Consider the following 13,291-nt stretch of genomic DNA (forward strand, 5'->3'; position numbering starts at 1 on the left):
CATGGTCGAATCTGAAGCGCAGGGACGTCTGCCCGGCATCCGCCCGGTCTCCGTTGTGGATATCGGCTCCAACTCCATTCGCCTCGTCGTCTATGAAGGGCTGAGTCGTTCGCCGGCAATGCTTTTCAACGAGAAGGTGATGTGCGGCCTCGGCAAGGGCATCGATGCGACCGGCCGCATGGAGGAGGAAAGCGTTGCGCGGGCGCTGAGGGCGCTGCACCGCTTTCGTGCGCTCTCCGACCAGGCGCGCGCGACAGAGATGTATGTGCTCGCGACCGCTGCGGCGCGCGAGGCCACCAACGGAGCTGCCTTCATCGAAAGGGCGGAAGCCATCCTCGGGCAAAGGGTGAAAATCCTGAGTGGCGAGGAGGAGGCCTATTACTCGGCCATGGGTATCGTCGGCGGTTACCATGAGCCGGACGGTGTCGTCGGCGACCTCGGCGGCGGCTCGCTCGAGCTGGTCGACGTGAGCGGCAAGCGGATCGGCAAAGGTATAACGCTGCCGCTGGGCGGCATTCGCCTCTTCGAACATTCGAGCGGCTCGCTGAGCAAGGCGCGAACCTGGGTCCGCAAGTTCATGAAAAATACCGAGGTCCTGAGGAAGGGGACCGGACGGACCTTCTATGCCGTGGGCGGAACCTGGCGAGCGATCGCCAAGTTGCACATGGAGATGCACGATTACCCGCTGCACATGATGCAGGGCTACGAGATCTCCTATGAGGAGGCGCTGGCGATCCTTGCGGAAGTGATCGAGCCGAAGAATATCAAGCCCTCCGCCTATGCTACGATTTCCAAGAGCCGCCGGAACCTGCTGCCCTTCGGGGCGGTGACGATGCAGGAGGCAATCTCCATCATGAAGCCCGAGCGCATCTCCTTTTCCGCGCTCGGGGTTCGCGAGGGCTATCTCTTTTCGCTGCTTTCCGAGGAGGAACGCCAGCAGGATCCGCTGCTGACGGCCGCCAACGAACTCGCCATCCTTCGCGCCCGCTCGCCGGAACATGCGCGCGAGCTGGCTCAATGGACCGGTCGCCTGGTGCCGTTCTTCGGTGTCGAGGAAACGGAAGAGGAGAGGCGCTACCGTCAGGCTGCTTGTCTGTTGGCGGATATCAGCTGGCGGGCGCATCCGGACTATCGCGGTCTGCAGGCGCTGAACATTATTGCCCATTCGGCCTTCACCGGCATCACCCATGCGGGGCGAGCTTATATCGCGCTCGCGAATTACTACCGGTTCGAAGGGCTCAACGACGACGGCGCCACGAGCCCGCTCGCCGGCATCACGACGCCGCGCCTGCATGAACTGGCGAAGCTCCTGGGAGGGCTGTTGCGCGTCGCCTATCTCTTTTCGGCCTCCATGCCGGGTGTGGCGCGCCATCTCACCCTCAGGCAATCTTCGAATCCCGACATCGATCTGGAATTCGTCGTCCCGGCTGCCTATGCCGATTTCGAGGGCGAGCGCCTCGATGGCCGGCTCCAGCAGCTCGGCAAGCTGACCGGCAAAAAGCTCGCCTTCTGCTTCGAACGCTGAATGTTCTTTCGAGTGTGCGCTCGAACCGGACGCGTCAATAAGGCGCGGCACACCCCTGTGCCCTCATCCCTGCGCTCGTTGTCGCAGCGATCAGGGCAGCGCCGCGTTCGCGGCGCCGAAAAGCAATGCCGGTCGGCGCGACGAGCGATGTTCGGGCGACTTACTCGGCCTTCAGGAACTCGCCCACTTCGAGGAGCACGAACTCGTTGTCGTCGGCCTTGTCGAGCGAACGCCCGGCGGAGAAGGGAAGGTTATTGTCGTTGCCGACGACAATATGCGCCTCGTCCACGCGGTCGACATTCTCGATGGTGACGAAGGGCATGTCGTAATAGCCCTCGCCGCCGCCCTGCCGCTTGCGGTTGTCCGGATCGGCGATGTTCAGCAGGTCGATATAGCCGATCTTGCGCACGGCCTTGCCGACGTTCTCGTCGCCCATCGCGATCTTGTAGATCCGCTTCAGCTTCGACCCGACGGCGAAGCAATCCGGCTGCGGGTTCTTGGGGTCCGCACAGGCCTTGTCGGCGGTGCCGGCGCCGTTGTCGCGCTCGATCACCAGCGCGGTCTTCTCGTCGAGCATGTTGAAGTCGCCGATCGCTTCGCCGCCTTCGGCGAGCGGATAGAGCCAGCTGCGCCCGGTCCAGGCCTTGGTAGCGACGTCAAGCTCGAGGATCCTGAGAGCCGGCCGGCCGTCCGCTTGCTCAACGGATTCGCTGTCTGCCCAGATCGGCCCTTCGAGCAAGCCGTAGAGTTTCGAGCCGTCCTTCGAAAGTGCCAGTCCTTCGTAGCCGCCGGAGCGTTTCAGGTTGAAGGCTGGTGCCTTTTTGGAGGGATCGCCCTGCAGCGTCAGTGCCGGATTGTCGGGCGAGAGCACGGGCTTGTCCTCGACAACAGTCGGAATGACATCGGTGAGCTTGCCGGCTGTGTCGAACTTCAGGATATAAGGGCCGAATTCCTCGCCGACCCAGAAGCCGTCGGCGACCGGCTGAATGGATTCGACGTCGAAGTCGCCGCCTGTCAGATAGCGGGTGGCCGAGCCTTCCATGACGATGGGGAAGGGGGCCTTACGGTCGGGATCGGACAAAAACAGGGTCTTCAACGCCTCGGCCTTGCCCGCATCCCAGTCGATCTTGAGATGGTGGAGCATAAGCATGGCGTCGGTGGAGTTCAGTTTGTTGCCGAAGCCATTGTCCGACAGGCTCCAGAACGTGCCGTCCTCCATCGCCTTGATGCCGGAGAAACCCTGCATGGGCTGGCCGTTGAAGGGAAGCGACAGACCGGTCGCGCGGATGCCGTCCTTGCCGGGGACGCTGCCGAGCTCCGTGGCGCGCTTGCGGTCGGCGGTCGAGAACTTGCCCGAGGTCTTGAGGTACTCCGCGGCATCCGCCGGCGCGGCGATGATCGTGTTTGCGGGAAGGATCGCATGCGCTTTGAGCGTTGCGGGAAAGGCCGTTTCCTCCGCAAGCGCCGCGCTCGACGTCAGCAGGATCACCGCCATCGTGGCCAGAATGGATTTCGTCATGAAGTTCACCTCGGGCTGGAGTTCAGATGAACCCGATAGGCGGCTTTCATGACGGCTGTTTGATGTTTGCTTTACGGTGGTGTGAAGCTTCTGTGACCGGCCGCATGACCGATGTCGATCACGAAGGGAGCGAAGCTGCACGGCTGCTTGCCCCCTTGCCCTTGTCGACCGGCTCGCCTGTGCCGAGCGACAACACCGCGAGCCGCTGGCCGCGGCCCTTGACCTCGTGCTCGCCGAGATCCTCGCAACGGACGAAGACGGGCGGGCGCAGGCGGCGAAGCAGATCGGCCGAGATCAACACCTGGCGGTCGAGCGTTCGGCAGAGGCCCTCGAGGCGCGCCGTCGTGTTCACCGTGTCGCCGAAATAAGTGATCTTGTGTTTGTCGACGCCGATCTCTGCAGCAACGATCGTGCCGCCATGAAGGGCGGCGCGCAGGCGCGGCACCTCGCCGTAATCCTTTCGCCAGCGATGGGCGTCCGCCTCGATCTGCTCGAGGATGTCGAACACGCAGCGGATGCAGGCCGCATCCGCAACGGCACGGTCGTACGGCCAGGTGATCACGGCAGCGTCGCCGACATAATCGTCGATGGACCCGCCATAGCGCAGCACGGGATCAGCCATGGTTGCGAACAGCTTTCCCAGATACTCCTGCATGCGCAGATCGCCGAAGCGCTCGGCAAGCGACGTCGATCCGGCGAGATCAATGAAGAGGAATACGCGCTCCTCCTGCACCGGCTTGCGGTAGCGCCCGGTCAGCAGGCTCAGAAAAATGTCGCGGCCGAGCAATTCGCGCACCCTGAGAACGAAGATGATCGGACCGGAAGTCGCAAGCGCGTATGCCAGCACATTGAGCGATGGCAGCATGGCCTCAGTTCTGCTTTCGCGCATTACGCCGGCGACGTGCAAAAGCAGCCCGGCGGCCGCGTAACCGACGTTGACGAACAGGAAGTAGACGGCGAGGGACGCGAGAACAAACGCCGGCGTCGCCGAGCCGTGTATCCACCGGTGAAGACGTCGGAAAATGATGTGCCTTTCAAAGGCGAGAACCGGCATGCACATGAAGAGCGCATAGGTCGCCCCGATCAGGCCGCCGCCGCCGTAGACCACCCATGCATAAGCCATGCCGCTGCCGGCAACGACGAGCACCAAAAGAATGATCTCGAGCGTGGAAAATCTCCAGCGCATGTGGACAGCCTCGGAATCGGAGACCTGGCGCCGCCCGTCTTGTCAGTCGCGCAAAGGTCGCTTTAGGACTTTGAGTGGCTACATGCTTTCTCCTTCAATCGGGCACGACTGAAGGAGACATGCAGTTGTGAGCACGCGGGCGGGCGGTGCGGCTCGCCACCTAGAAATAGCTGACCGCAACCACTTGCTGCGATCAGTCGAGTGCCTCGGCTAAGCTCGGATTCGGGCGGAAAATTGTCGTCGGGTGGCGGTTTCAACCGCCGATTTCCATCGCCTCGATCTTTTTGTCGACGAAGCGCAATGCCACCTCGCCATTGATGAGCTTCAGCGCCGTGTCGCCGAAGAGTTCACGCCGCCAGCCCCTGAGCGCAGCGACGTCGGCGCCTTCGCCCTCGGCTGCAATCCTGTCAAGATCATCGCTGTTGGCAATGATCTTGGCCGCAACGCCCTCCTTTTCGGAGATGAGCTTCAAAAGTACTTTCAGCAGCTCGCTCGCCGCCGCGGCGCCTTCGGGCGCGTGGTTCTGGCGCGGCAGGCGCGGCAGCTCGGCCCTCGGAATCGCCAGGGCTTCGCCGACGGCCTCGATGAGGGCCGCGCCTGCACTGGAGCGCTCCCAGCCCTTGGGAATGGTCCTGAGGCGGCCGAGCGCCTCGGCATCCTTCGGCTGCTGCTGCGCGATCTCGTAGATCGCATCATCCTTGATAATTCGTCCGCGCGGCACGTTGCGGGCCCGCGCCTCGCGCTCGCGCCACGCCGCCACCTTCTGAAGGACTGCAAGCTCGATCGGCTTTCTCACCCGCATCTTCAGCCGTTGCCAGGCTTTGTCCGGGTGGAGGTCGTAGGTTTCCCGGCTTTCGAGGATCGCCATTTCCTCCGCAAGCCAGGAGGAGCGGCCCTCGCGTTCCAATTCCTTGGTGAGATAATGATAGATCTCCCTCAGATGAGTCACATCGGCCAGCGCGTAGTCGAGCTGCTTGTCGCTTAATGGTCTGCGGCTCCAATCGGTAAAGCGCGAGGACTTGTCGATATGTTCGTTCTTGATTCGGTTGACGAGCTGGTCATAGGAGACGCTGTCGCCGAATCCGCAGACCATGGCGGCGACCTGAGTGTCGAAGAGGGGATGAGGGATGAGATTTCCCAGATGGTGGATGATCTCGATGTCCTGCCTGGCGGCGTGAAACACCTTCACGACATCGGGGTTGCCCATGAGCGCGAAGAAGGGGGCAAGGTCGATCCCCGGTGCCATCGGATCGACGATGACGGCCATTTCCGGGTTCGCCATCTGAATGAGGCACAGCTCCGGCCAGAACGTGGTTTCGCGCAGGAACTCCGTATCGATCGTAATATAGCTTGAACGGGCCAGCTCTCGGCAGGCGGCCTCAAGATCTGCTGTCGTTTGAATCATCGGGCTTTAAATCACTGTGGCAAAAATGCGGCTTTGAGCTTTCCCGTGTACCGTTTCACGGCACCTGTCACAATCGAAATTGTCAGGCGACCCGGAAATAAGCCGACATACCGGTCTTCTGATGTTCGATGATATGGCAATGGAAGACCCAGTCTCCGGGATTGTCCGCGACCAGTGCGAGCTGCGCCTGCTCGTCCGGCATGAGCAGGATCGTGTCGGTCGGTGGCGGCAGCAGGCTCCGTTTATTCGAGGCGAGGACGCGGAAGCTCAAGCCATGCAGGTGGATCGGATGGGCATGCGGCGTGCGGTTTGCAATCTCCAGCACGTAGCTTTTTCCGAGTTTGAGTTCCTCGATCGGCGCGACCGGATCGGGCGTGTCGCCGGGCCATGGAACTTTGTTGATTGCCCAAAACGTATAACCGAGCGAGCCGCAGATCGAGGCGGTCGCCTTGTGCTCGGCCGTTGCCGTCAGATCGATCGGAATCCGCTTGGCCGTCGAAAGGTCGGCCTCTGCAATAGGGTTCGGGGGCAGAGGCGCGTCATCCCCGAGGTCCCGCTTCAGCGAAGTGCCGACTGCCCGAAAGGCCGCGATCGTCCAGGGGGCGGAGCCTCGGAGATTGCCGAGCCTGGCGCGCTCGCCCTCACTTTCCGGCATGCGAAGCGCAAGGTCGGCGCGCTGGCCGGGGCCGAGGTCGAGCCGGTCGAGGGCGAAGGGGACTTCGACGGGGTTGCCGTCGAGTGCAATCACCTTGGCCCCGGCGCCTTCGAGCCCGATCGTGTAGATACGCGTGACGTCGGTGGCGGCGATTCTGACCCGGACGAGCCCGCCGGCCGGAGCGTCGTAGACCGGCTCCCGCCGCCAGTTCGCGGTTCTCACCGTCCCATATGTCCCGCCGCGCGCCGCGTCGCGCGGTTTGAAAGGGGCGATGAATTCGCCGTTGGCCCCGAGCCGCCAGTCCCTGAGATTGAGGACGATCTCCGAATCGAAGACCGGGTCCTCCGGGTTCTCTACGACGATCACGCCTGTCAGGCCGCTCCCCATCTGCATCAGCGTGTTGCAATGCGGATGGTACCAGAAGGTGCCGGCATCCGGCGGCGTGAAGAGATAGTCGAAGCCGTCGCCGGGATAGACATATGGCTGCGTCATTTGCGGCACGCCGTCCATCGCATTGGCGATCCTCAGACCGTGCCAGTGGACGGTCGTCGGTTCGTCGAGACGGTTGACCAGTCTCGCTGCGAAAGGCTCGCCTTTGCGCATCCTGAGGACGGGCGGCATGCCGGCGGTTGCCGCTTTGCCGGGATCACGGGCCATGACCGCGGGATCATGGGCCATGCCCCGGGGATCATGGACCATGACCCGGGGATCATAGGTCATGACCCGGGGGGTGATGCCGCCGGCCGCGATCTGCGCCTCGGTGAACCGCGCCGTCAGGATCTGCGGGTCGGGGGCTGCCCCGGCCCTGGCGGCAAGACCGGCGCCGAGCGCGAAGGCGCCCCCAAGCGCGGCTGAACCCTGGAGAAATATTCGGCGGTTTAGCATCGGTATCTTTGCTTGTCTGTTCCCGAGTAAAAGGGGCGTGCGCGGCGAGGTCGTTTCGCCCTGCGAAAACGATCCGGCCCGTTATTAAACCTGATTTTCACTTTCAGCAATTAGGCGGGCCCGCGCCCCGCTGTCGCCCGAAGGGATCAAGGTTCCTTCCGCGTCTGGCCGCCTGCAAGTTTGTTGAAGAATGACGATGTGCGCAGAAGGCTGCGGAAGCGCATCGACCGTTCCTCGGTTGGAACGGGCTTGCGCGCAGTCATGCGCCGGAGCGTGTAGAGCATGAAGAGAGCCAGGACAGCTGCCATATAGACGAAAAGCACCTGCGGTTCGAAGATCTCGAGCAGGAAGGACGCCAGGAGCGGTCCAATGATGGCTCCGAGCGACCAGAAGAAAAGCATGCCGGCGGAAACCAGCGCATGCTGGCCCTCCGCCGCATGGTCGTTGGCATGCGCGGAGCAGAGCGAGAAGAGCGGCATCGCGAAGGCGCCGAAGGCGAAGATGCCGGCGAAGTTCAACCACTCGTCGCTGCCGGCGACGAAGGCGAGGAAGAGCCCCGCGAGAAGGGAGCCGAAGGTGGCGACCAGGATGATCAGCCTGCGATCGAGCCGGTCGGAATAATATCCGAGCGGATATTGAAGCACGACGCCGCCGATGATGCCCGCGCTCATAAAGGTCGCGATCGCGGTCACCGACAGACCGATCTCCTGCGCATAGATCGGTCCGAGCGAACGGAACGCGGCATTGGTGAGGCCGACGACGATGCAGCCGATGGTGGCCAGCGGCGAGATGTTCCAGAGCGCCTTCACGTCGAAGCGTATCGCTTCCGGCGCAACCGGGCTCGAGCGGTCGGCAAAGGAGATCGGAACGAGCGAGAGTGTCAGCGCCATCGAGACGATGGCGAAAAGTTCGAACCCCCCGATCCCGATTCCGGGGATTGCATATTGCGCAGCCGTCACCGAGCCGAGATCGACGAGGCGATAGACCGACAGGGTGCGAGCGCGATTGGCATTGGTGACGCTGGCATTCAACCAGCTCTCCACCGTGGCGAACAGGCTCGCGAAGCATATGCCGGCTACGAGCCGCATCAGGAACCAGAACCATGGATCGATGATGAGCACCATGGCGATGGCAGCGGCGGAAGCGATGGCGGCCATTGCCGAGAAGGTGCGGATATGGCCGATCGCCCGCAGAATGCGGGTGACATAGACGCAGCCGATCGCGAAGCCGACATTGTAGCCGGCGCCGATCACGCCGATCAGCGAGGTAGAGAACCCCTCTTCGAGCGCTCTCAAGGAAATGAACGTGCCCTGCAACCCGTTGCCGCCGATCAGAATGCCTGCGGTGACGAGCAGCGGGATGAGCGGGCGAATCTGGGACATGGGGCAGGAGGCATCCGATTGCGGCCGCGACTCGCGCGATACGCGACCCTTTCTCCTGTTTAACCGCGGCGGACGAGCGGGAACAGTAGCAATTTGTGACCGCCCGTGTCGAAATTTGCGCCTTACCGCTCGCGGCCGTGATCGAAGCGGTGGTTTCTGCCGCCCGGCGGCGCTCTTGCCGGCGGCGTGCTGCGGCCTTGACAAAACCGGCGCATCATGCGCTTTTCCGCCCGACTTTGACCATGCCGCCCTGCGCCGTTCTGCGAGCCGCGCGGCTTTTAAGCAATTCCGGGACTATACGATGCACCGTTACCGCAGCCACACCTGTGCCGCCCTCCGCAAGTCGGATGTCGGCTCCACCGTTCGCCTTTCCGGCTGGGTTCACCGCGTCCGAGATCACGGCGGCGTGCTCTTCATCGACCTGCGCGACCACTATGGCATGACCCAGGTCGTCGCCGATCCGGATTCCCCGGCCTTCAAGAGCGCCGAGACCGTGCGCGGCGAATGGGTCATCCGCGTCGATGGTGTCGTCAAGGCGCGCACCGACGAAACGGTCAACAAGAACATGCCCACCGGCGAGGTCGAACTTTATGCCCGCGAGATCGAGGTTCTCTCGGCCGCCAAGGAGCTGCCGCTGCCGGTCTTCGGCGAGCCGGACTATCCGGAAGACGTGCGCCTGAAATACCGTTTCCTGGATCTCCGCCGCGAGACGCTGCACAGGAACATCGTCAGGCGCACCGAGATCATCGCCGCCATGCGCCGGCGGATGGGCGACATCGGCTTCACGGAATATACGACGCCGATCCTGACGGCCTCTTCGCCGGAAGGTGCGCGCGACTTCCTGGTGCCGAGCCGCATCCATCCGGGCAATTTCTATGCGCTGCCGCAGGCGCCGCAGCAGTACAAGCAGCTCCTGATGGTTGCGGGCTTCGACCGCTACTTCCAGATTGCCCCCTGCTTCCGCGACGAGGATCCGCGCGCCGACCGGCTGCCCGGCGAGTTCTACCAGCTCGATCTCGAGATGAGCTTCGTCGAACAGGAAGACGTCTGGGACGCCATGGAGCCGATGATCCGGGCGATCTTCTCGGACTTCGCCGGCGGCAAGCCGGTGACCGACAAGTTCCCGCGCATTCCCTATGACACCGCGATCCGCAAATACGGGTCCGACAAGCCGGATCTGCGCAACCCCATCGAAATGCAGGAAGTCACCGAGCATTTCGCCGGTTCCGGCTTCAAGGTCTTCGCCAACATGATCGCCTCCAACCCGAAGGTGGAGATTTGGGCCATTCCTGCCAGGACCGGCGGCTCCCGCGCATTCTGCGACCGTATGAACGCCTGGGCCCAGAGCCAGGGCCAGCCGGGTCTCGGCTACATCTTCTGGCGCAAAGAGGGCGAGAAGCTCGAGGGCGCCGGTCCGCTGGCCAAGAATATCGGTGAGGAACGTACCGATGCGATCCGCACCCAGCTCGGCCTCGAAGATGGCGACGCCTGCTTCTTCGTCGCCGGCGAGCCGGCGAAATTCTACAAGTTCGCCGGCGAGGCTCGCACCAGGGCCGGCGAGGAACTGAACCTCGTCGACCGCGATCGGTACGAGCTTTGCTGGATCGTGGACTTCCCGTTCTATGAATGGAACGAGGAGGAAAAGCGTGTCGACTTCGCCCACAACCCCTTTTCGATGCCGCAAGGCGGTCTGACGGCGCTTTCGAGCGACGATCTGCTGTCGATCAAGGCGTTCCAGTACGACATGGTGTGCAACGGCTTCGAGATCGCCTCGGGCTCGATCCGTAACCAGTCGCCGGAACTGATGGTCAAGGCTTTCGAGAACGTGGGCCTGAGCCAAGCCGACGTCGAAGAGCGGTTCGGCGGTCTCTACCGTGCGTTCCAGTACGGTGCTCCCCCACATGGCGGCATGGCCTTCGGCATCGATCGCATCGTCATGCTGCTGGTCGGCGCCAAGAATCTGCGCGAGATCTCGCTGTTCCCGATGAACCAGCAGGCCCAGGATCTGCTGATGGGCGCGCCTTCTCCGGCGACGCCGGCGCAACTGAGGGAACTTTCGATCCGGCCGATCCCGCAGAAGAAGGACTGATCCTTCCGGCCGGGCCGAGCGGAACCGCCAAGTTCACGGCGCCTGCCTTGACAGGGCGGGCGCCGAGGCGTTTCCTTTCCACGCTGCAGCGTGCAGCAGATTGGTTGGAGGGGAGCAATGGCCAAGAGCGTCAAGGATCTGCTGGCGGAAGCAAATGGTGCCGTCCAGAAATTGTCACCCGCCGAAGCGGCCGAGAAAATGCGCTCCGGCGATGTGCTCGTGGTGGATGTCCGCGATCCGACGGAGGTCCAGCAGACCGGCAAGGTCAAGGGGGCGGTGAACGTCTCGCGGGGCATGCTGGAGTTCCGGGCAGACCCGGAAAGCCCATATCACAACCCGGTCTTTCAGAAGGACCGGACCATCCTCCTGCATTGCGCCTCCGGCGGCCGTTCGGCACTTGCCGGCAAAGTCCTGCAGGAGATGGGTTACACGTCGGTGTTCAACATCGGCGGCTTCAAGGAGCTTGCGGAAAGCGGCATTGAAACGGAACCGGCATAGGCGCGCACATCGAACGGCGCTCCGCCACTCAGCCGCCTGCCGGCATATTCTCCCCGCAAGCGGGGCGAAGGAGACTTGCGGCGCCCGCAACTTGTCCCTGCTCCCTTCTCCCCGTCAGAACGCGTCAGAACGGGGAGAAGGTCGCGGCAGCGGCGGTCCTGCCGCCTGCGTGGCCTGGACCCTTTCTTAGAAATCCATTCCGCCGCCGGGCGGCATCTGCGGCTGCCCCTCTTTCTTGGGTTTCTCGGCGATCATCGCTTCCGTGGTCACGAGAAGACCGGCGACCGAGGCAGCATCCTGCAAGGCGGCGCGCACGACCTTCGCCGGGTCGATGACGCCCATTTCGAAGAGGTCCCCGAACTCTCCGGTCTGGGCGTTCCAGCCGAAGGCGAAATCCTCCTTCTCGCGCAGTTTCCCGACGATGATCGATCCTTCGGCGCCGGCATTTTCGGCGATTTGGCGCACCGGCGCTTCAATCGCGCGGCGAACGATGTCGATGCCCACGCGCTGGTCGTCATTGGCCGTCGCAAGCCCTTTGAGGGCGCCCACGGACCGCAGCAGCGCTACGCCTCCGCCGGGCAGGATGCCTTCCTCGACCGCCGCACGCGTTGCATGAAGTGCGTCGTCGACGCGGTCCTTCTTCTCCTTGACCTCGACCTCGGTTGAGCCGCCGACGCGGATGACGGCCACGCCGCCAGCGAGCTTGGCAAGCCGCTCCTGCAGCTTCTCCCTGTCGTAGTCCGAGCTGGTGTCCTCGATCTGCGCCCTGATCTGAGCGACGCGGCCGCTGATGTCCTCTTTCGATCCGGCTCCGTCGACGATCGTCGTCGTCTCCTTTTCCACCATGACGCGTTTGGCGCGGCCGAGCGTGTCCATCGTCACATTCTCGAGCTTGATGCCAAGCTCTTCGGACACGACGGTTCCCCCGGTCAGGATGGCGATATCCTCCAGCATGGCCTTGCGGCGGTCGCCGAAGCCCGGGGCTTTCACCGCAGCGATCTTCAAACCGCCGCGAAGCTTGTTGACGACCAGCGTCGCCAGCGCCTCGCCCTCCACGTCTTCGGCAATGATCAGGAGCGGTTTGCCGGCCTGGATCACCGATTCGAGAATTGGGACCATCGCCTGCAGATTGGAAAGCTTTTTCTCATGCAGCAGAATGTACGCGTCTTCGAGCTCGGCTCTCATCTTGTCCTGATCGGTGATGAAATAGGGCGAGAGATAGCCGCGATCGAACTGCATTCCCTCGACGACCTCGAGCTCGATCTCGGCGGTCTTTGCCTCTTCGACCGTAATCACGCCCTCATTGCCGACCTTTTCCATTGCCTCGGCGAGATAGCGGCCGATCTCCGCATCGCCATTGGCCGAAATCGTCGCCACCTGTGCGATTTCGGCGTTTTTGGAGACCTTGCGGGCGTTGGTCCCGAGTTCCTTGACAATCGAATCGACCGCAAGGTCGATCCCGCGTTTCAGATCCATGGGATTCATACCCGAGGCGACGGACTTTGCTCCCTCCCGGACGATAGCCTGGGCGAGTACGGTGGCGGTGGTGGTGCCGTCACCGGCAACGTCGCTGGTACGCGACGCCACCTCGCGCAGCATCTGGGCGCCCATATTCTCGAATTTGTCTTCGAGCTCTATTTCCTTGGCAACCGAAACGCCGTCCTTCGTGATCCGCGGCGCACCGAAGGACTTGTCGATGACGACATTTCGTCCCTTCGGGCCCAAGGTCACGCGGACCGCATTGGCCATGATATCCACCCCGCGCAGCAGTCGGTCGCGGGCATCGCTGGTGAACTTGACTTCCTTGGCAGCCATCTATTCCTCCTCGACATTGAATGCCGTAATGCCTCGTGCTCGCTGCACACTGCTCATCTGCCCACGGCGAGCGGAGCTAGGCGTGCCGTGCTCCCCGTCGCTTGCGGTCGCATTCACTCCTCGTCGTCATCGGGCGTCAGGATATCGATCAGCGCCGCGACCCGGCCTGCCGGAAGATGGCGACCCTCTCCGATCAGGGCCTCGTCATTGTTGACCCAGGCGATTGCTTCCGCAAGCTCACCCGCGGTCGCACCCGTCGCAAGAAGTTCGGCCATCAGCGTTTCGTCGACAGGGCCGAGGATGGCGGTGATATCCGAATGCTTCAGTCCCAT

10 protein-coding genes are annotated in these 13,291 nt (G+C 63.0%); 3 read left to right on the forward strand and 7 right to left on the reverse strand.

Going from position 1 to position 13,291, the window contains the following annotated elements; genetic code table 11:
* The first annotated feature begins 1 nt into the window (after position 1).
* Entirely contained in the window at positions 2–1,525 is a 1,524-nt protein-coding gene (gene ppx / locus SINAR_RS0115690; protein ID WP_027999987.1) for an exopolyphosphatase, read from the forward strand.
* A 160-nt stretch (positions 1,526–1,685) separates the two neighbouring features.
* On the opposite strand, the gene SINAR_RS0115695 is transcribed toward ppx, so the two are convergent.
* The 5 genes from SINAR_RS0115695 to SINAR_RS0115715 form a co-directional block, all read right to left on the reverse strand.
* A complete protein-coding gene (locus SINAR_RS0115695; protein WP_027999988.1) occupies positions 1,686–3,044 on the reverse strand; it encodes an esterase-like activity of phytase family protein in 1,359 nt (452 codons plus the stop codon).
* 118 nt (positions 3,045–3,162) lie between these two features.
* Positions 3,163–4,230, reverse strand: a complete 1,068-nt coding sequence (gene cya2 / locus SINAR_RS0115700) for an adenylate cyclase Cya2 (RefSeq protein ID WP_027999989.1) — start codon at positions 4,228–4,230, stop codon at positions 3,163–3,165.
* A gap of 253 nt (positions 4,231–4,483) precedes the next feature.
* Positions 4,484–5,635, reverse strand: coding sequence for a ribonuclease D (gene rnd / locus SINAR_RS0115705; protein WP_027999990.1), 1,152 nt, complete (start codon positions 5,633–5,635; stop codon positions 4,484–4,486).
* A gap of 82 nt (positions 5,636–5,717) precedes the next feature.
* Positions 5,718–7,175: a multicopper oxidase family protein gene (locus SINAR_RS0115710; RefSeq protein WP_027999991.1), complete on the reverse strand. Its 1,458-nt coding sequence runs from the start codon at positions 7,173–7,175 to the stop codon at positions 5,718–5,720.
* A 146-nt stretch (positions 7,176–7,321) separates the two neighbouring features.
* Positions 7,322–8,557: an MFS transporter gene (locus SINAR_RS0115715; RefSeq protein WP_027999992.1), complete on the reverse strand. Its 1,236-nt coding sequence runs from the start codon at positions 8,555–8,557 to the stop codon at positions 7,322–7,324.
* A gap of 301 nt (positions 8,558–8,858) precedes the next feature.
* Between SINAR_RS0115715 and aspS the strand changes: the two genes are divergently transcribed.
* Positions 8,859–10,646, forward strand: a complete 1,788-nt coding sequence (aspS, locus tag SINAR_RS0115725) for an aspartate--tRNA ligase (RefSeq protein WP_027999993.1) — start codon at positions 8,859–8,861, stop codon at positions 10,644–10,646.
* A gap of 117 nt (positions 10,647–10,763) precedes the next feature.
* Entirely contained in the window at positions 10,764–11,144 is a 381-nt protein-coding gene (locus tag SINAR_RS0115730) for a rhodanese-like domain-containing protein (protein ID WP_027999994.1), read from the forward strand.
* 186 nt (positions 11,145–11,330) lie between these two features.
* Here the strand turns inward: SINAR_RS0115730 and groL are convergent, their stop codons facing one another.
* Together groL and SINAR_RS0115740 are read right to left on the reverse strand one after the other, a co-directional pair.
* Positions 11,331–12,959, reverse strand: coding sequence for a chaperonin GroEL (gene groL / locus SINAR_RS0115735; RefSeq protein WP_027999995.1), 1,629 nt, complete (start codon positions 12,957–12,959; stop codon positions 11,331–11,333).
* Positions 12,960–13,072: 113 nt separating this feature from the next.
* Positions 13,073–13,291, reverse strand: a complete 219-nt coding sequence (locus SINAR_RS0115740) for a hypothetical protein (RefSeq protein WP_027999996.1) — start codon at positions 13,289–13,291, stop codon at positions 13,073–13,075.

This window comes from Sinorhizobium arboris LMG 14919, assembly GCF_000427465.1.
Taxonomy (GTDB): domain Bacteria; phylum Pseudomonadota; class Alphaproteobacteria; order Rhizobiales; family Rhizobiaceae; genus Sinorhizobium; species Sinorhizobium arboris.